The sequence below is a fragment of the Exilibacterium tricleocarpae genome (assembly GCF_007004655.1).
GTDB classification, from domain to species: domain Bacteria; phylum Pseudomonadota; class Gammaproteobacteria; order Pseudomonadales; family Cellvibrionaceae; genus Exilibacterium; species Exilibacterium tricleocarpae.
In genome coordinates this window covers 93,861-114,449 of record NZ_ML660108.1, presented here as the reverse complement: position 1 = coordinate 114,449, position 20,589 = coordinate 93,861, and the positions used below count along the sequence as shown (strand labels likewise).

General features: G+C 43.7%; 16 protein-coding genes and 1 pseudogene. 15 read left to right on the top strand and 2 right to left on the bottom strand.

From position 1 onward, the window contains the following. Positions 1-220 precede the first annotated feature (220 nt). From FKG94_RS24645 to FKG94_RS24595, 11 genes and pseudogenes are all read left to right on the top strand, one after another. Positions 221-2,743: a TonB-dependent receptor gene (locus FKG94_RS24645; protein ID WP_142929618.1), complete on the top strand. Its 2,523-nt coding sequence runs from the start codon at positions 221-223 to the stop codon at positions 2,741-2,743. Positions 2,744-2,823: 80 nt separating this feature from the next. Next, complete coding sequence (locus FKG94_RS24640) at positions 2,824-4,299, top strand: MFS transporter (protein WP_142929617.1); 1,476 nt, start codon at positions 2,824-2,826, stop codon at positions 4,297-4,299. 18 nt (positions 4,300-4,317) lie between these two features. Beyond that, positions 4,318-5,343, top strand: coding sequence for an alpha/beta fold hydrolase (locus tag FKG94_RS24635; protein WP_142929616.1), 1,026 nt, complete (start codon positions 4,318-4,320; stop codon positions 5,341-5,343). Between the two features lie 76 nt (positions 5,344-5,419). Beyond that, positions 5,420-7,225, top strand: a complete 1,806-nt coding sequence (locus FKG94_RS24630) for a CocE/NonD family hydrolase (RefSeq protein WP_142929615.1) — start codon at positions 5,420-5,422, stop codon at positions 7,223-7,225. 269 nt (positions 7,226-7,494) lie between these two features. Next, entirely contained in the window at positions 7,495-8,595 is a 1,101-nt protein-coding gene (locus FKG94_RS24625; protein ID WP_142929614.1) for a C45 family autoproteolytic acyltransferase/hydrolase, read from the top strand. 212 nt (positions 8,596-8,807) lie between these two features. Next, the gene (locus FKG94_RS24620) at positions 8,808-9,803 is read left to right on the top strand and encodes a dipeptide epimerase (protein ID WP_142929613.1); all 996 of its coding nucleotides are present in this window, start codon (positions 8,808-8,810) and stop codon (positions 9,801-9,803) included. Between the two features lie 274 nt (positions 9,804-10,077). Continuing rightward, the gene (gene tnpA / locus FKG94_RS24615) at positions 10,078-10,392 is read left to right on the top strand and encodes an IS66 family insertion sequence element accessory protein TnpA (RefSeq protein WP_142929612.1); all 315 of its coding nucleotides are present in this window, start codon (positions 10,078-10,080) and stop codon (positions 10,390-10,392) included. Beyond that, positions 10,389-10,754 carry an IS66 family insertion sequence element accessory protein TnpB gene (tnpB, locus tag FKG94_RS24610; protein ID WP_142929611.1) on the top strand — a complete coding sequence of 122 codons (366 nt, stop codon included), beginning with the start codon at positions 10,389-10,391 and terminating at the stop codon, positions 10,752-10,754. Before tnpA ends, tnpB begins: the two co-directional genes overlap by 4 nt. Positions 10,755-10,789: 35 nt before the next feature. Next, positions 10,790-12,370: an IS66 family transposase gene (tnpC, locus tag FKG94_RS24605; RefSeq protein WP_218943635.1), complete on the top strand. Its 1,581-nt coding sequence runs from the start codon at positions 10,790-10,792 to the stop codon at positions 12,368-12,370. 93 nt (positions 12,371-12,463) lie between these two features. Beyond that, entirely contained in the window at positions 12,464-13,393 is a 930-nt protein-coding gene (locus FKG94_RS24600) for a pyridoxal-phosphate dependent enzyme (protein ID WP_142929610.1), read from the top strand. 20 nt (positions 13,394-13,413) lie between these two features. After that, positions 13,414-14,010 (top strand): annotated as a pseudogene (locus FKG94_RS24595) (transposase). An 11-nt stretch (positions 14,011-14,021) separates the two neighbouring features. On the opposite strand, the gene gcvA reads toward FKG94_RS24595, so the two are convergent. Beyond that, a complete protein-coding gene (gene gcvA / locus FKG94_RS24590; protein ID WP_142929609.1) occupies positions 14,022-14,930 on the bottom strand; it encodes a transcriptional regulator GcvA in 909 nt (302 codons plus the stop codon). Positions 14,931-15,171: 241 nt separating this feature from the next. Here gcvA and FKG94_RS24585 point away from each other — a divergent pair, with 241 nt between their 5' ends. From FKG94_RS24585 to FKG94_RS24570, 4 genes are all read left to right on the top strand, one after another. Then, positions 15,172-16,311, top strand: coding sequence for a CaiB/BaiF CoA transferase family protein (locus FKG94_RS24585; protein WP_142929608.1), 1,140 nt, complete (start codon positions 15,172-15,174; stop codon positions 16,309-16,311). 64 nt (positions 16,312-16,375) lie between these two features. Beyond that, positions 16,376-17,251, top strand: a complete 876-nt coding sequence (locus FKG94_RS24580) for an HTD2 family dehydratase (RefSeq protein ID WP_142929607.1) — start codon at positions 16,376-16,378, stop codon at positions 17,249-17,251. A gap of 33 nt (positions 17,252-17,284) precedes the next feature. After that, positions 17,285-18,163 carry an HpcH/HpaI aldolase/citrate lyase family protein gene (locus FKG94_RS24575; protein WP_142929606.1) on the top strand — a complete coding sequence of 293 codons (879 nt, stop codon included), beginning with the start codon at positions 17,285-17,287 and terminating at the stop codon, positions 18,161-18,163. Between the two features lie 385 nt (positions 18,164-18,548). Beyond that, positions 18,549-18,884: a hypothetical protein gene (locus FKG94_RS24570; protein ID WP_142929605.1), complete on the top strand. Its 336-nt coding sequence runs from the start codon at positions 18,549-18,551 to the stop codon at positions 18,882-18,884. 115 nt (positions 18,885-18,999) lie between these two features. Here FKG94_RS24570 and FKG94_RS24565 read toward each other — a convergent pair whose 3' ends face one another. Beyond that, entirely contained in the window at positions 19,000-20,370 is a 1,371-nt protein-coding gene (locus FKG94_RS24565; RefSeq protein WP_142929604.1) for an MmgE/PrpD family protein, read from the bottom strand. Positions 20,371-20,589 lie beyond the last annotated feature (219 nt).

Below are 20,589 nucleotides of genomic sequence, written 5' to 3'. Positions count from 1 at the left end.
GCCATTGAGTCCCCTCTTCGCCACATTTCCCATATGACAGCTTTTTTAGGCTCAGTCATCGGATTAGGGTGTTTCATATACTCATACCTCTATGATTGTTGGATTATAGGGTATGTTGCGTTGACCGATTGAATCCATCGCTGCTACAATTAGAAATTAAGGGTGCCGTTAAAAACTGTTTTAGTGAAGCACCCACGTGATATAGAGGGCGGGAAAAACAATGAAAACTCGTAGCAGTGGAAATCCGATGAAAATTGCGGCGTTGGCCTTGGCTGTTAGCGCGGCTTCCAGTGGAGCCTGGGCTGAAGGCGAACGGCAGTATTTTGATATTCAGACGGATAAAGTCGGGGAGGCTTTGAAAGCGTTTGCTGTTCAGAGTGATAGTGAGATTTTGTTTGCTGCTGCGGTGGTTAGTAACAAGAAGACTGCTGGTCTTACGGGGGAATATACCGAAGAGGAGGCGTTGGAAAAGATTTTAGAGGGGACTGGGCTGGAAGCTAATAGAACCAAGGAAAATGTTTTCCTAGTTCAAGCTAATCCCATTAAAAAAAAGCCGTTAATAAATAGCAATCAAACGAGTACGTCACCTACTGAAATTAAGTCCTCTTTTGTAGAAAAGTCCAAAGTGCTCGAGGAGATTACAGTAACAGCTAGTAAACGCGGAGCACAAGATCTACAGTCTCTCGACTCAAGTATCAGCGTCCTGACCAAAGAGGATATTGAAAATAAAAGCTTGGTCGGGATGCAGGACTATCTACCTACGGTACCTGGGGTAAGCTTGCTCGACCTTGGTGCAGGCTCCAACATCTTAGTTATAAGGGGCCTAGCCACTTCCTTCGCGCAACAACCAACCTCCAGTATCTATCTCGGAGAAATTCCTCTTGGAAACCCAACAAGCCAGGTGGGCTCGGATATAAAACTGGTTGATATAGAGCGCGTTGAAGTTTTACGAGGCCCACAAGGTACTCTTTACGGAAGTGGGGCATTGAGCGGTGCAGTGCGCAATATACCTGTTGCGCCAAGCCTGGAAAAAATCGAGGGAAATCTAAAGGCGGGTTTGTCTCGAACTGACGGTTCGGGTGACAGCAACTACAGAACCGAGGCCGCTTTTAATCTGCCATTAATTGAAAATGAACTCGCACTAAGGTTAGTTGGATATCACTTTGAAAATGCCGGCTATGTCGACATGGTCACGGATCAAACTGTCGAGGATGCCTCTGCAAGATTCGGAGCCCCGGTTGATACTCGGGGTAAAAACTTGGGTGACTCTACTTATACAGGCGGTCGCGCCAGCCTTCTGTGGCAGCCATCCGATAAACTCGAGATGACCTTCATAGCGGGAACACAGAAAGTAGATGAAGACGACAGAGTAGGTACAATAAACCCTAGGCTAGATGGCTATGTCGCCACTCGCCTGGTTGGCCCATCTAACTTCACGGAAGACAAACAATCATATATCAATCTAACAGTTAAATATGATCTAGGATGGGCTAGCTTAACATCCTCATCCTCTAAATCAGAAGAAGAGGCAAATAGAGGCCACAACCGCTCAAGAGACCTATCAACACCATGGCCTCTATTTGGAACAATTGAAGATGAGTCAGATTGGTTTGTCCAAGAAATCAGGCTCGCCTCTCAATTCTCAGGAGATCTACAATTTGTCGGCGGCTTATTTTATGAAGACTTCCAGTACGATCGTGATGCCAGACTAAGATGGACGAGTGATCCCGCACTTATACCGGGCTTTCTAGGGGAACCAGATAATGTCCAGACAGTAATAGGTTCCAGGGATTTTGAACAGCAGGCTGTGTTCGGCGAAGTTTACTATAATCTCAGCGAACAATGGCAACTAACTCTCGGAGGAAGATGGTTTGACTATGATAGACGCGACGTCGAAACAAGCTCTGGTGGACTAGCTTCATCTCCTTTTGACGTCGATGCCGGTGAACAGGACACCATTTACAAAGCCAGCCTCGCATTTACCCCTAATGAAGATAGCCTGATCTACGCTCAGTACTCAGAGGGCTTTCGTTTAGGGAAAGGTCAAACAATTCCATCAGCTAACATTTGTGATGTGAACGGCGATGGTTTACTGGACAATACGGATACACCTCTCGATCCCGGCGCCATAATGGCCGACAATACAAAAAATTTCGAACTCGGGACAAAATTAACGTTATTGGATAGCCGAGTAAACATTAATGCAACCATCTATAGGATAGACTGGCAAGACCTACCTATTCGAATAAGAAGTACTACAGAACTTTGTGGACGAGGCACATCAGTTGAAGTTAATGGTGGTGAGGCTCGTTCACAAGGTTTGGAGTTCGAAACCACCTATTTCGCCAGCCAAGACCTTTTGCTTAATCTCTCAGCATCCTATACGGACACTGAGTTACTGGATGACACCATTGGAGCAAAAGGCGAGAGACTACTTTATACGCCTAGAACCAATGCTAACCTCGGCGTCCAATATAATTTTGAACTCAGTGAGTATGCCTCCTTCCTGCGAACAGATCTGGGTTATGTGGGAGACTACAAAACAGACTTAGCTGGTAGACGTGAAAACTCCGGCGATTATGTAAAACTAGCTCTGCGCGCAGGAATTTCCCTTAAACAATTCGATATCGAGGTTTATGGGACGAATCTCACCAATGAAGACGAGGTCGTTACAAATTTTGATCGTTGGGGATTTAGAGTACCGCCTAGAATAGTCGGTATGGATATTCGATACCACTTTTAGACTGCTTTCTAAATTCGCTTAAACTTGCGCCAGCTTGCAAATGTGAGCTGGCTCGGTCGTAAACATTAAGTTGGTATTTTATGGAAAAGCCCGAAGTCTCCGGCGATAAGAGCCACGAAAAGAGCAAAGATAGTGAGAAAAGTTTAAGTATCTACCAGAGCATCGCCTACTCCTTACCTCACTTATCTATGTTCTGGTTGATCGCACCGATCGCCGTAGTGCAAGGTATCTACGCTAAATACCACGGTCTTTCACTCACCACCATTGCAGCTGTTCTACTAGTCGCAAAGCTCTTCAACGCAATCACAGACCCAATAATTGGCTACTATTCGGATCGCTATCGCGCACAAAAAGGCACTAGAAAACCTTACATACTCATCGGCGGTATTACCTTTATTTTCTCAAGCTACTTTCTCTATGTGCCCCCCGAAAACGTAACAACTTTCTATTTCATGTTTTGGTTTTTAGCCTTTTATCTAACGTGGACCATAATGGAGATTCCACACCTCGTATGGGCCGGTGAAGTAGTCAAGAATTCGACAGAAAAAACGCGCGTGTACAGTGTCCGGACTATGGCCGGGTACCTCGGCTTACTGCTCTTTTATGTCCTGCCTCTACTACCTATTTTCGAGACCAGTGAAATAACTCCAGAGACTCTCCGTTACTCAGTGCTGGCAGCAGGTGCACTACTATTGCCAGCACTTTTTCTCTGCGTTAAATCAGTCCCAGACGGATATACCTCAAACCTGGATAAGGAAAAAACACCTCCACTCGAGATATTGAAGACCCTGGCGAAAAACAAACCCTATGTCATTTTCATCCTCGCATATGTCTTCAGCGGCTTCGGCGCTGGAATGTGGTACGGCCTGATCTTTATATATGTGGACGTCTATTTGGAAATGGGAGAAGAATTCGCAAAAATATTTCTATTGGCATTTTTTGTGGGAATAATTTCTGCTCCGCTCTGGTATAAATCCGCAACTTGGATAGGGAAAAAAGCTACCTGGGCATTGGCTGTTATAATACTACTTACAACTTTTTTCTATACGGGAACCTTAGCGCCAGGCGAGGCTAGCCTAACTGAGCTAATTGTACTAAAAGTCCTAAATACCTTAGCGTTTACGTGTATTGGTATCCTATCTCCATCCATGCTTTCTGATATTGTCGACTACAGCGTGCTGAAGTTCGGCAGGGGCATAGGCGGCTCTTACTTTGCTTTTCAAACTTTAGTAACTAAAACCAACAGCGCTTTAGCGTCATCTTTGGCTTTGGCAATTGCCGGATGGTACGGTTTTGATGCAACGGCAACTGCTCATTCGGAGCAAAGTATCTTCGGGTTACAGTTAGGTATAGCTTGGCTGCCGCCAATCTTTGCTGCAGTGTCTCTAATATTTATAGCCTTAACTCCCATTACAGAGAAAAAGCATGCAATTATACGTCGCCGTTTAGACGCTTTGGCTGAGAGAGCGGATAGAAAAGTGAAAGATACCGACAGAGGAAAAGAAGGTTTGAATATAGAGACCAGCAAGGCAAGTGCATCAGCCAGTACTTCTTAAAACAGATAGAAAAGCCATATGACTAGACTCAACAAGCATCCACTACACAAATATGAAGCCCCTCCCGGACACCTGATTGACGTTGGTGGCTATAAACTACATATTCATTGCTCTAAGGCAAAACGTCAAAACCACATAAAGCACTTGCCTACAGTTATCATCGAGGGTGGTCGCGGATGCTCCTCGCCTATGTATTATAGGCTACATGAAAATCTGTCGAAAAATTTCACGGTGTGTAGCTATGATAGAGCCGGGATAGGCTGGAGTGAAAACTCCGATATCCGAAAAGACGCCAATAATATTGCTAACGAGCTTCACAACCTGTTGCGAAGAACGGAGAAGATACTTGATTTGAAAGGGCCATATATCTTTGTGGGACATTCTCTGGGTGGAATATATCTGCAGGCTTACGCAGCTAAACACCCGCGAGATGTCTCTGGCATCGTATTACTGGATGCATCTCACCCTCGACAGTATGATACTGGAGTGTTTGAGGAAGATGTACTGGATTTTTTCAGATCCAACAAGTCTAAGAATGGTCTGGGAAACATAAGTCAGTTCCTTATTAGTCTAGGCTTTACTTCAAGGGCGAAAAAAAAGCAGCTCCAAAACACTGAAAAAAAGTTAAACACTGGCCCACTGTCTTTATTGCCAGACGAAGCAAAACAACAGTTAATGAGTATAGCTAAGCGGCCACAAACCTACCTAACATCTCAAAGAGAAAGCGAGCAATTTACAACTTCCGCTCAACAGATTATGGAGTATGGGAGTTTGGGTGATATTCCCCTCTTAGTGATCACTGCACTGAACTTCGATATTTTACCAGAGGGCATTGATCGAAATTCTTACACAGAAACATGGCTACGCTTGCAAAAAGAACTGGCCGAATTATCAACGCATAGTAAGCACAAAGTAATGGGAGATGCCTGTCACACCTCTATAGTGACTAGCAACAAGCATGCGAAGAGAGTTGCAATTGAAATCTCAAATTTCTTCGAGGCCGCAATCGAAGAAACTAACTATGGGAATATAGCCGCTCTATAGTTTACTAAACCTAGAGAAAATAGAACGGACATTTGATAGTATAAACCAGTTCGAACTTTATAACTGTAGGGATATCATGGCAGCGAGCTATAGCGAGCGTTTTGAAGAATGGCAAAAAGCGCGATTCTCACCACCACCAGAGCCGGAACTAACACCAACAAAACCCAGTTTTCTCGATATGGTTCCGATGCGAGATAAAGTACGCCTCTACACGGAGGTCTTCTTGCCCGCCAACAAGCAGGAGCCTGCCCCGGCTATACTTATGCGGTCGCCCTATCCTTTTAGCCTACCCTCAAGAAATGATAAGCGCCCAATTAGTCGCTATCAGGATGAGGGGTATGCTGTGGTATATCAATTAACAAGAGGACAGGGAAAATCTGAAGGGCGCTACCGCCGTTATATTGACGATATAAATGACGGCTACGACTGCATTGAGTGGATAGAAAAACAGTATTGGTGTAACGGTTGTGTTGGAATGGAGGGACCTTCCTATTTAGGTACTACACAACTACTGGCAGCTAAATCAAAGCCCAGAGCATTAAAATGTATAATGCCCACGGCTTTTGTCGGCAATTCTCTAGAATGCTCACCATTTGTTAACGGGGTACCACTACGTGGAAACTTTTTACAGTGGAATAAAGTTCTCGATGCAGAAAGCATGTCTAGCCTTGATTTTATCTATGGCGATGCAAATATACATCAGCATCCAACCCTCGGGCCAGCGATGTACAAACGCCCGCTACTCGAAGCAGCCGACAATGTGTTAGAAGGGGATAAACTGGAATCTTGGAAGGAAATAATTGCAAATCCAACTGACTGTGAGTACTGGCAATCGATAAGCTATTCAGATCATGACCTGTCGAACCTCAGCATCCCCACCTTCTTTACGGATGGTTGGTATGATATGACTCGTGGCCCTATCGATTTCTTTGTAAGACTAGAATCTCTTCAACCTGCTCGGCCTGATTGTTATCTCTTAGTTGGGCCCTGGAACCATGGACAGACTTATGCTGCACATTCTCACGGCCAAAGCAATGGTGAACGTGAAATGCAAGAAAATGGCCAAGTTGATCTCGTGTCACTACGTTTGGCTTTTTACGATCACTATCTCAAAGACGAAGCTAGTAATGAAAAGCTGAAAGATCTTCAACCTAATCGCGTTAGAGTCTATATTACAGGGTCACCTGACTCTAACGCCAATGTGTGGAAAGATTACCCGACTTTTCCGCCACCAAATGTTAAAGTACATAATATGTATCTCCAAAGCGAAGGGAACGCCAACTCTTTACCAGATACAGGGTTTCTGACTTTGACCCCTCCAGAAAAACATTCTCGCTTAGCACCGTCGGACATTTACATATATGATCCTGACGTGCCCACACCCAGTGAATCCGAGGCTATGCGGGATCGTCGAAGTATAGAAGTGCGATCTGATGTAGTTACATACACCAGCGCGCCACTAACAGAACCTCTAACGATACTTGGGCATATAAAGTTGGTACTGTATGCTGCCAGTGATGCACCTGATACAGATTGGTTTGCAACATTGACCGAAATTTTCCCTAACGGAAAGTCGGTTGCTTTTCATCACTCAGTTTCAGCAATAAGGGCCAGATATCGACATGGGCTTGACCGGGAGATACCGTTAAGGCCAAATGAAGTTGAGAGGCTAAATATTTCACTAGGTTTTGCCGGGCACCAAGTTGCAGCAGGTAACTGTCTTCGTCTAAGTATCTTCAGTGCAGCTTTTCCAAAATGCGACCCAAATACCAATACTGGCAATAATGTTGCTACGGATACTGACGTAAGGGTTGCCAAACAAACTGTATTTCATACGGTATCTAATCCTTCACACTTAAGTATTCCTGTGATAACGCTATGAGCGTTATCACAACTTAAGAGAGGTGGATATGGTATCTACCGTGATTACTAAAATACAGAGCGGTTTATAACAAAATTAAAAGTATTATAGAGGCTATTAGTGTTGTTCATTTGATAAACTTTATGGAATAAGGCTCACAGAGCACACTACCCATTAACTATCACGACTACAGTCATCGCGAATTTTACGTTGATAAAAGCTTAATTTGATGCAAGAAAAACCAACAACTACAAGTGAGCCAATGTCAGTCAGTATGCTTAGGAGAAATAGTGAGTTTACCTGTAATTGATCTCAATGGAGATAACTATGAGCAAGGGTTCCAGCACGGGACACTGTTGCAAGACCAAATAGCTCATAACATAGAGATATACCTCTCCCGTTTTTTCAGGCAATTTGGACTTTCTAAAGATGAATTGCTTGATCATTGCCGACGTTATCTTACGGCAATCAAAGGAAAAAGCCCTGAATACGAGGAGGGTTTACGTGGATTATCTGAAGGTGCGAGGCAGCCCCTTGATTATATCAGTGTACTAAACTTGCGCTACGAACTTTTTTACTTCCAGTTTGGGGTAAGAGGGGCTATCGAAATGGAAGCGCAGCCCGATGGCTGCACATTGTTTGCGGTTTTACCTAACGGCATGCAAAATGGGCACTTAACCATAGGACAAAATTGGGATTGGATACCTCAAGTTAAAGGTGCAATAACTCGTATTCAGGAGAACAGTGGTCTAGAGATTCTTTCCTTTACAGAAGCTGGTGTCTTGGGTGGTAAGATAGGTTTAAATTCTGCCGGCATTGGGCTCGGCATAAACGGTATGACAAGCGTTCACGATGATTGGACTCGCTTCAAGCTGCCACTACACTATCGATGTTTTAATATACTTAGATCGATTGATTTCGATTCCGCCGTTAGTATTATTACAAATGAACCACGGTCATGTAGCAGTAATTTTTTAGTAGCCGCGTCACCTGATCACGTTGTAAATCTCGAGGCAGCACCGGATATCGTGGTGCGCTTGACTTGCAACAATAACTGTATAACCCATGCTAATAACTTCCGTGATCCAGAGAGTTCAGGCATTGTTATATCAGAGTCACCTAATACGCCTCGCTCCGAGAGACGAGCAGTTAGACTGGAAACGCTAATCAACGAAGGTGGCATAGTTACTCATGAGAAGCTTAAAACATACTTACGCGACCACGATAACTCGCCCTACTCAATATGCCGTCATGAGAATATGCAATTAGAGGAGCAGGAAAGAACTTTAACCGTCACCTCTATCATAATGGACCTAGAAGACAGGGTTCTTTGGGCAACTGACGGACCACCTTGCCAAAACAGCTTTCAGGAGATTCATTTAAACAAATAATGAGACTCTATAAAAACTACCCCGCTCGACCTAAAAAAGTCTTACTGTAAAAATGCAGGATATTTGCCGACATAAGTCGCACTAGCATTAAAACGGAGTAACCAGAACATCCCAAAAATCACTACGCAAAGTATCGGTTGTGAATAATACCCGATAAAAGGAAAAAAAAATACAGTGTTGTTAACGAAACTATCTTATGAGTGGAATAATTAATGTCAAAAAAAATCAACTTAAGTTTACATATTGAAAATTGGCAACTAAAAAAGCCATTCAGGATAACGGGGCATTCTTATGACAGTTGGGATATCGTTGTTGTAGAACTCTCTACTGACAATATTCAGGCTCGAGGCGAAGCTAGAGGCGTCCGCTATCTAGGGGAGAACAAGGAAAGTTTAATCAGGCAAATCGAGCAAGCAGCTCACTTGATTGAAGGGGGCGTCAGCCGAACTCAACTACTTGATTTGATGCCACCTGGTGGCGCGCGAAATGCTATTGACTGCGCTCTGTGGGACATGGAGGCAAAACTAGCCGGACAGACAATATGGGAACTCACCAATATTGAACCCACCAGCGTAGATACCGCCTTTACTATTGGTATTGAAGAAACCCCGGAGTTAATGGCATTGTCTGCTACCGATGCGTCAGCGTACCCTATCTTAAAGATAAAGCTTGATGGAAAGCAGCCTGTTGAGCGACTGAAAGCCATCCGCAGAGCCCGCCCCGATGCTCGCTTAATTATTGATGCCAATCAAGGTTGGACATTTTCTCAGTTAATTGAAGTGATGCCAGCATTGGTCGAATTGCGAGTGGAAATGATTGAGCAACCTTTGCCACGTAATGCTGACAGCGAGCTAGAAGGCTACAACTCACCCATACCAATATACGCAGACGAGTCTTGTCAGCATCGAGGCGAATTTGCCGATGCAGAAAAGCGGTACCAAGGTATAAATATAAAGTTAGATAAGACAGGTGGACTGACAGAAGCATTGCTGCTGGCCGAGCTAGCCAAAAAAAGGGGAGTCGAAGTGATGGTTGGTGGAATGGGGGGTACGTCTTTAACCATGGCCCCTTCTTTTGTATTAGCACAACTAGGTGATATTGCCGATTTAGATGGCCCACTATTGCTAAAGCATGATTCTGGGATAAAATTTGATTACAATGCTGAAAAGATGTCCTTACCACATATTTTTAACTTATGGTGTTTATAGTCAAGAACTGGAATTTCCTTTAAGCTATATCAACGCTTCTTAATCCACAGATGCTAAGACACAATCGATTGGTCTACATGTATTAAAGTGGGCTAATTCAGATAGACGCCTCATTAAACCTCGTAGAGTTTATTTTCCTGAGTTCAATATTTTGACGATTGTTGTTGTATAGTATTGCTCGTCTGAGTTCTTTAATGTAAGCGCCAATTTTTCCACGTACTACCGAATATAATTCAGGGTTAGATAATAGCGGCCTCAACTAACGGAGGCAATCATGAATCAAACCCAAATATCCAAATCTGATGTCTGGCAAAAACACCTTCAATCACAACGGGAATCCGGGCTCAGTCAACAGGCGTATTGCCAACAGCACGGCCTGAAAAACCATCAATTTTGGTACTGGAAGCGCAAGCTCGAGGGCCCTAAACGTCAACCCACGAAGCCATCATCGGTCTTTGTGCCTGTCAGCCTGGCTTCACCGGTATCAAATCCAGGACTGAGTATAACGCTGCCAAACGGTATCAGCCTAAGCGGCATCGACGAGCACAATCACCACATTGTTCAGCAACTGATGAAGGTGCTGAAATGAGCCGTGTTATGCGGCCACCGGAATCATTGCCGCAGGTGTTTCTCTACCGTAAGCCGGTGGATTTTCGTAAAAGCTATCGCGGCCTTGGCGCTATCGTCGAGTTGGAAATAGGCCACAACCCCTTTGACGGCCGGCTGTATGTGTTTATCAACCGGCGGCACACCAAGCTCAAATGCCTGTTTTGGGAAACCAACGGCTTTGTGCTCTACTACAAGAGCTTGGCCGAAGAAAAATTTAAATGGCCCAAGCAACATGACGAGCTAATAACGCTCACCGGGCAGCAGCTCAATTGGCTGTTGGACGGCTACGATATCTCGCAGATGAAGCCCCATAAACCCTTGCACTATGAATCTCTATTTTGATAGTCATCCTGACAACATCGGGTATAATCACCCGCATGAATAAACGACAGGCAGCACACGAAGTCACCGTTGAAGAAGCGGTGATGTTATTGGCGGAAAAGGATCAAGAGATCCGTCGCCAGTCGTTGCTGCTTGAAGATAAATCCGCGGTCATCGACAAAAAATCAGAAGTCATCGAAGCGCAGAAAAAGCGCATCGAACTGCTGGAAGAATACCTTCGTCTGGAGCGCGCCAGGCTCTATGGTCGCAGTAGTGAAAAGAGCAATCCGCAAGGTGAGCTGTTTGATGAGGTTGAGCTGTGCTGTGATGACTCACCAGACAGTGAGGCAGCACCTGCCCCTGTTGCAGACAGCAGCGGCAAAAAAGGCCGCAAAGGCCTGTCCAAGAACCTGCCTCGCGATCAAGTGCATATCAATCTGAGCGAGGAAGAAAAGGCGGGCGCTATTGATACCTTCTTCACGCTGGTAAAAGAAGAGCTGGATATTGAGCCGGCCAAGGCTCGCGTGATTGAGTACCTTCAAGAAAAAGCTGTTTTTGTCGAGCAAGGTTCTCGTCAGGTCAAGGCCGCCGCGCTCCCCAAACACCCGCTGCCGAAAATCGTAGCAAGCATTGGCCTGCTGGCATTTGTGGTTGTGTCTAAGTACGCCGACGGTTTACCCCTGTATCGGCTGGAGAAAATCCTCCAACGCTACGGCGGGGAAATCTCCCGCACAAGCATGGCCAACTGGGTCATCAAGCTGGCACTACAGCTGCAACCGCTGATTAATCTGATGCGGGAGCAACAGCTCACCTACGACTACCTCAACATTGACGAAACCCGCATCAAAGTCTTGAAAGAACCGGATCGCTCACCGACTTCCGATAAATGGATGTGGGTGACACGCGGAGGCCCTCCGGATCGGCCATCGATTTTGTTTGACTATAACCCCTCCCGTGGGAAGGAGGTGCCGCTACGCCTGCTCGAAGGCTTCGAAGGTTATCTGCAGTGCGATGGCTATGCGGGCTATGATGCGGTGTGCGAACGTGAAAATAGGGTACAGCTCGGCTGCTTTGATCATCTGCGTCGAAAATTTACCGATGCCAAAAAAGCGGCCGGCTCAGGCAGCAAAAATAAAGTCGCCAAATACGATGTGGCCCTTGGGAAAATCAATAAGCTCTACGTCATTGAACGAGAGATAAAACACTTGGCCATTGAAGAGAAATACCGCCAGCGCCAAGCGCGAAGCAAGCCAGTGCTGCACGATATTAAACAGTGGCTGGACAAAAATATCGGCAAAGTCCCCAAAGACAGTAAAACGCATATTGCCATCCAATACGGAGTAAATCAGTGGCCCAAGCTCATTCGCTATTGCGACGACGGCCGGCTGAACATCAGCAACGCAGCAGCGGAAAACGCCATCCGTCCCTTTGTTATCGGAAGAAAGGGGTGGCTCTTTGCAGACACGCCGAATGGTGCCAAAGCCAGCGCGATCCACTACAGCTTGATTGAATCAGCCAAGGTTAATGGGCTTGAACCCTACCACTATCTGAAGGAAGTCTTGAAAAAGCTACCTTATGCGGAAACGGTTGAGGATCTGGAGGCTTTATTGTCATGGAATATGATGAAAAATCAATAGTACACTCCTGTTAAGTGGATACGCTGAATAATTGGCGCTTACTCTTTAATAATCTACTGGACTTGAATTGCTGAGTATATAAAGGAAAAAATAATGAATAAGCTGCATATTGAAACTCCTCTAATAGAATCTTTATTATTAAACAAGAGTGATTCCAGTGAGGTCTGGTTGAAAATGGAAGCCCTACAGCCAACAGGTTCCTTCAAGATCAGGGGAATTGGTCATGCCTGTCAAATTTACCTAGAAAACGGAGCAAAAGCGTTTATTTCTTCTTCTGGTGGAAACGCAGGACTGGCAGTAGCTTACTCCGGCCGCCGGCTCGGTGTTCCAGTTACAGTGGTAGTACCTAGAACTACCAATCAAAGAGCGATAGACTTAATTGAAAATGAAAATGCAAAAGTGAGAGTAGTTGGCGATAGTTGGAACGAAGCTCACGTCTTTGCGCTGGATTTATCTGACAAAAAGAATGCTTACCTTCACCCGTTTGACGATAAACATATTTGGGAAGGACATGCGTCCGTCATTGATGAAGTGTATGAGGCAGGCGTTAAACCAGACGTTGTAGTGTTGTCCGTCGGAGGAGGAGGGTTATTGTGTGGAGTTGTGGAGGGATTGCGGAGAAACAAATGGGAGGATATTCCGGTTCTTGCTATCGAAACTGTCGGCGCTAAGTCTTTACATACCGCATTTAAGGCAGGCAAGCATATTGGCGTTGAAAGCATAAGCAGTATTGCTACTTCACTTGGAGCAAAGAAAATTGCGAATAGAGCCTATCAGCTACTGAGTGAGCACAATATTTATAGCCACTTAGTGGATGATACTGATGCAATCAGAGCATGTAATAGTTTTTTAGATGATCATCGTATAATGGTTGAACCTGCGTGTGGTGCAAGTTTATCAGCTGTTTATGATAAGTGTGATTTTTTAAAAGATAAGAAATCGGTTTTAGTCATTGTTTGCGGAGGTGTTGGTGTTACATTGGGTCAACTAAAAGATTGGAGTGCTGGGGCCTGTCTACACTAATTTTGGTAAAACTGCCGCTTATGGAAACTACAAAAGCGCAGTTCAGAGTCATTGATCACCTACTGCCTGTGCAGCGTGGTAATGCAAAAATACCCAATATACAGGTCATTAACGCCATTCTGTACATAGCCGAGCACGACTGTAAGTGACGCGGCCTCCTAGAGCACTTCGGCAAGTGGTATAGCATTTACATGAGGGCTAATCGCTGGGCCAAAGAACGGGTAGCCGCCGATGATAGCACCGCCGTGACATTTGCTTTATCGCCGGCGGCAGTCAGGCGATGCACCGGAGGGTCGTAAGCTACTGAAAACGCCGGAAAATAGCGGTTGGGAAGGCGTTAATGTGCTCATGGATAAGCCCATGAGGGTGATGATACCCGACAACCTGTACTGAATATCGGCATGATTCCCGCTGTTCCGTCAAAGATCAATCGAATAACATCCTGGGAATATGATAGCGAGATGTACAAGAAAAGAAATGAAGTAGAGCGTTTATTTCGGCGGCTAAAAGGCTTCCGAAGTATCTTCAGTCGTTTTGATAAACTCGATGTCATTTTTACGTTTTTCATCAACTTTTCTTTGATTGTCGATGCATTGATTAGTATAGACAGGCCCTAGCGAAGAGCAAGTTATTGTGTCTTATAACATGTAGAGTTTGTAAGCTGCTTAATCCAGGTTCTAACAATTTGCACCTTCTTAATTTTCAAATTATCAGGGGGACAAACAAAATAATAGCCCGGCCTTTGTGGTAATTTCACCGAAAGCTCAAAAGGTATAACCAACTCTCCTTTTTGTACATAACTCAGTACGCTTTGCCTATTTCCCAAAGCGACTCCTAGACCATTAATGGCAGCATTAAAAGAATGGATAGAATTTAAAAATCTTAATCCACCCTGCGTATCCACACATTCGTATCCAGCTGCTGACAGATAAGTACTCCATTGACTCAAGCGCCTTTCAGTATGAATGAGGCGAAAACGCGCCAAGTCATCCGGACCACTTAGCGCTCCTTCCTTGCTAACTAACTGAGGACTACAAATAGGACACATATCCTCATAAAACAGAAACTCTATATTGAGGTTTTCCCAGTCTCCATAACCATACCATATCGCTGCATCAACTTGTTCTTGATCAAAATCTACATACCGTAAGGTATCCAATAAACGTAGATTCACTTCCTCATTTTGCTCTAAAAAACTCGAAACATGAGGCATCAGCCAACTCAACATCAGCATTGGCGGCATACTTAATGTCAAGATATTACCTCTACCTAAAGTAGCAACTTCACCGGTAGCTTTTTCAATTTCATCCAATGCCAGTCTTAACTTGGCAAGGTAGATAGATCCCGCATCGGTTAGCTCAATCTTACGGTTGTGTCTTCGAAAGAGTTGTGTTTTTAAAATCTGTTCGAGCTTCCTCACCTGATGGCTGACAGCAGAAGGTGTAACACACAACTCCTTAGCTGCCATTTTAAAGCTGAGGCGAGATGCGGCAGACTCAAATACTCTTAAGGTCTCTAATGGAGGAAGGATACGCATAGTATTATTCGAATGAATTAAATTGTTTTAATTGATAAAAACAAATCATTTGATATGACCTAAAATAACGCATAGTATAGCTAAAAACAAGTGAACTTTGTAAGAGGTATGTATATAGGAACCTGATCGGATTAGCTTAATTACTCTGAAAGTTAAAAGTTTACTTTCCTGCGCAATCGTTGCCACCTGCATTACGACACGGCAGATGCAATACAAATAGCAAAGTCAGCAGAGGTATCCATTGAATTCATCAAAAGTAGTTCGAAAGCCATACGACGGTTTACTTGTCGTGTCTATTGAGCAGGCCTTAGCCGCACCATTGTGTTCCTGTCGTCTAGCTGATGCAGGAGCTCGAGTTATAAAGATAGAGAGAAGTTCTGGTGATTTTGCCAGAGGCTATGATAAGGCTGCCAAGGGTGACTCATCCTATTTCGTGTGGACCAATCGCGGCAAAGAGTCAGTGGTTTTGGATATAAAATCCGATACTACACTACTAAATAATATGCTACAGAAAGCGGATGTTTTCATACAAAACCTAGCGCCAGGAGCGGCGAAACGAGCAGGTTTATGCTCTACAGCACTTAGAGAGCGATTTCCACAATTAGTTACTTGCGATATAACCGGGTACGGAGAAGGTAGCCCTTATGAAGGAAGAAAGGCTTATGATTTATTGGTGCAATCGGAAAGCGGGCTTATATCGACTAGCAGCTTTCCCTGTAATCCGGCCAGAATCGGGGTGTCGATATGTGATATAGCAGCGGGACTCAATGCACTTATTGGAATCCAACAAGCTCTTCAACTTCGCTCTCAAACAGGTCAGGGGAGCTCTGTAAAAGTATCACTATTTGATAGTGTGGCAGACTGGATGAACGTACCTATTCTACATGAAAAATATGCACATGGGGGATGGCCTACCAACATGGGGCTCATGCATCCATCTATAGCACCCTACGGAGGATTTAAAACTGCTGATGAGGAAACTATCGTCATTTCGGTGCAAAATGAAAGGGAGTGGAAACGTTTTTGTGGTATAGTGCTAAGTAAAGCAAAGCTAGCTAGTGATACCAAGTTTTCAAGTAATTACCTACGTGTCCAAAACCGCCAAGAACTTGATACAGAAATTCAAGCCGCTTTCTCTTGCCATAGCAAATTAGAAATGGAAAAATTACTGACTGAAGCAGACATTGCTTTTGGCTCCGTGAATTCCGCTAAGGACCTAGTTAATCATCCATTGATTCGATATTGGCCAGTCAAAACTTCTTGTGGTGATGAAGTGGAAATAATAGCGTCTCCCGTTAGAACTGAGCAAGATACAGGGCGGTTCAATCGAGTCCCAAAGCTAGGAGAGCACACCGAAAAGTTGCGTCAAGAATTTATGTAATGAGTTTAATTCATAAATCTTATTCTAGTGAAGCAATGATGTTAAAATTAGGCCAGAGTATCGTATGACTAATGCAAGTAAAAAGTTTGATAGTTTCGATAGAGAAAATGTTAAGTATCGTGATAATTGGCTAGGAAAAGAATCTATACAGGACGATATGATTTCTTATGAAAGAGTCTGCATGCTACAGGAGACACTCGATATTGAGGGGCTTTCTATCAATAAGAACAGTCCACTTCCTTATGGTTGGCATTGGATTTTTTTTCATCAAATCTGTAAAACGTCAGAACTATGTATTGAAGGACATCCTAAAATAGGGTTAATATCTCCACCGCATAACTATCCAAGACGTATGTGGGCAGGTAGCAGGTTAAAGTTTTATCAACCATTAGTAATCGGTGATAAAGTCCGAAGAAGATCCACAGTAAAGAAGATTTCATTTAAAAATGGTCGCGCCTCTCTCCTAGCATTTGTAACGATAGAACATGAGATCCAAGGAGAAGGAGGAGGTCACTGGTTGGAAGAACAAGATATTGTTTATATAAACAGTAACTCTGGCTCTTCATCGTACTCCTCACACCCATTACCAAAAGATTCACAGTGGAAAAAAACAATTTACCCTAGTTCATTTTTACTTTTTCGCTACTCAGCGCTTACTTTCAATAGCCATCAAATACATTATAACCATAGATACTGCAATCAAGAATTGGGGTTTCCAAGTCCTGTTGTGCATGGTCCTCTGGTTGCCACTTTTTTACTTGATATGCTGCGAGAAAATTTACCTGGGATTAATGTTACAGATTTCTCTTTTCGTGCAATAAGACCGCTATTTGATACTCATCCATTTACAATACATGGAAAGAAAATAGGGAGTGAGATTGATCTATGGGCAAAGTCTGTTGATGGTGAATTAGCAATGACGGCAACTGCATCAATATAGCTATATCGCCAAAATTCCGAGAAGAAGGGTTATATGACGTTTGACATGTCTCCGACTTGCAATTATAGGTCATTTTTGTTTGTACCTACACACAAAAAGTCCTTTTGGAAAAAAGCTTACTCGAGGGGCTCGGATACGATAATACTTGATTTGGAAGATAGTGTTCCAGTCCCTGAAAAAGTTAACGCTCGTATGCAGTTAGTTAAAGCATTGACACATTGCAAAAAGCACAACAAACCCACGATTGTCCGTATTAATCAGTCTATCAGAGATGCTATTCACGACTTAGAGACTGCTATAACTAATTTTACAGACGCAATATTAGTACCAAAGGTAAGAGACTCAAAACATATAGAAACCATCGATGAAATAGTGACAGAATTAGAATATGAGAGAAATATAAGAGCCGGCAATATTAAAATAATAGCTACCCTTGAGTCAGCAGAGGGGGTTCTTAATTCTGCGCGGATAGCTCTATCTTCTCCACGGATGGTGGCATTAGCGTTAGGACCGGAAGATCTAGCAACAGATCTTGGATGTGCCCCCACAGAATATAGTTTATTGGGAGCATGCCAAACCATTATTCTAGGAGCTAGAGCTGCAAACTTGTTTGCAATAGGGTTTCCCGGCTCTATCTCCGAGTACCAAGACAAGATCAGTTATAGAAAGTCCATTGAAAAAGGCCGTGCACTAGGTTTTAGTGGTGCTTTTTGCATTCATCCGGATCAGATTGAAATAGTGAATACCGTGTTCTCTGTAACATTAAGCGAAATTGAGTGGGCAAAAAAAGTAGTTTCTGCCCAAGAAGATGTCGCAGATCATCATTCAGGCGCTTTCTCACTAGATGGGAAAATGATTGATGAACCTATTATTGATAGAGCTAAGACTATATTAAAGTCTATAGAGAAATAGCAAAGCGCTACATCGATTGAATAAGCACAGCAATTCGCTCAGCTAGCGGGAGCATTAGAAATATTGAGTGGTATCCTGTCAAGAATTAGCTGAAGTCAAAAGTAGAATTTTCTCGTAAAACTACGTGCAGGAGATTCTGCATTAAAATCGAAGTATTCTGACAGTCAAATCATGGCAATTCTCAAGCAGTTCGAGGCCGGCACGAGTTCAACCACTTTTTACAAGTAGCGTGCCAAGTACGGAGAGATTACCTCAACATCCTGGACGTAAAAGGCCAGAGTTATCATAAGAAGGTATCAATGAAAAGGAGGGGGCACGCCGACAGCTAACATCAACTAAACGGGATCAACCGACCAAGATAATTGACACGAAGCGGTCAAAATAATTGACGTCAAATAAAGAAGTGAGGGTTGAGCAGATCAAGCTGCACGCCAGAGTCGCGGTTAGGGACCTGGAAGACGGCCGCCGATGGGATATATCGCTGTGTGCAATCAATTTGCGCGGAGGCAAGGTCAAGTTCCACCGTGTCGAAACACTGGGGTTGAGTAGAAACGATATCCAGGTGGGTGATCGCGTCAAGTTTATCGACATGTTCAACAGAGGACAATCAGACAGAACTATCCGGTTGAACCAGAAAACATCAACCATTGAGGAGGCAAATGTCAGTTGGCAAGTCAGCTATCTGCTCTTGCACAAAGTTACTGATGCCGGCGGGCCCTAAAGGGGGCTCTGTGTGCCAGGACGAACGCTTACTCTTAAGCAGCGCCCCTATCAGAGTAAACGGCCAATAGTCACAATTATTTTTAATATGTTTTCGAAAATCTTTGCAAGTATATCTATATTGCGCTAGCTGACATCTTCTCAGTTAGATTGCCGATACAGTCCAGATTCTCTATATTCAGAATGGCGTCAATCAATGACTGACATCGTTTGTCACTAATTATCCCTTTCACATTTCTACGGAACTTCGATACTAATTCTTCCTGATTCATTGGGTTTTCAGGGGTGCCTTTGGCGAATCGAACACGCTTGGTATATTCTATCTTTTTGTCTGTGCGAATGGTGACAACTGCACCCCAGTTTTCGGGATATTCTTGCGAACAAGTAACATCTTCATATATCCGAAATCTTCTAGCCAAATTTAATATGTTCAAATCATACAGTATTTCAGGTGTGTAAGAATGAATACCTGGAATCTCTTTCAATAAGGCCATTGCAGTACTAAACTGCACACTAAACTGAGCACCTAATTCGTCATGGGGTTCTACGATCTTTCCCACATGAACTACTCCATGATGGCTTGTACCGACAGCTATTTCAACAATATCTCCTAAGTCAATGCTATGCTTTTTCACTAGTTCTAATGTCGCCTCCATCGGCGCGTGTATGAAATAGCAGCAGTTATATTTTTTGGTTGCTACATAATCAATAATGAACTTTTCACCTATCTTACTTAGCAGCCTGCTTACATCAGATGTGTCGCTATACACTGCACAAAATCCTTTTTTGCCATCTAAGACAGTTTCCGGACCTGTAAGTCCCATTTGCGCTAGATACGCAGCTCTGATTCCCGCAGTTGTAGGAATAGCGGTGTGGATTCTTTTTACACTACCTCCAGACTGAGTATACTCAATTAGCCCTCCGGAAAAGCTGCCTGCAATACCCATAGCATTCACCAACTGGTCTTCTGTTAACTCCAAAAGAAGGCCGGCCGTAACTGCGGCTCCGTAAGGACCACAAGCCTGTGGAGTATGATGTCCTCTCTGTAAGCATCCTGGAGAGACTGAGTGCGCAATACGCAATACAATTTCAAGTCCAGCAATATATGCTTTAAACACTTCATATCCTTTAGCCTTCACTTCTTCTCCAATAGCGAGTGCCACTGGTAACACCACCGCACTAGGGTGGGTTTGCACCTTTAAGCAAGTGTCATCGTAATCTTGTCCATGACCAAATGTGCTATTTGAAAACGCTGCTAATTCGGGCGTAGTTCTTTTTCCATAATATACAATAGTCGAAGAGCCGCCTATTGAAAACTTCTGTGTATATTCATATACAGAACGACACCATTCCAGATCAGCACAACCAATCTGCAAACCAAGCTGATCTAACATTAGCATCTTTGATTTTTCACTGACTTGTAAATAGATATTTTTACTATTGTACAAATTTTTCGCAAATCGAACCATTTCTCTACTAATGTTCATGTGGAATACCGTTTCTAAAAGCAATAATTCAATTTTTGAGTCATCACCTCTTCATATGCAGGTTAGCCTAATAGCCAATAAACAAAACTGCTGACATAGCCATCGAAGTATATTGTACATTCAGCGCGAGCACTAAAAAAATTGATAACTAACGGCAGCAGCAATCCATGTGTTCCGCATATTAATCATTCACCTCTGTTTCGAAGAGAAGCGGTTTTA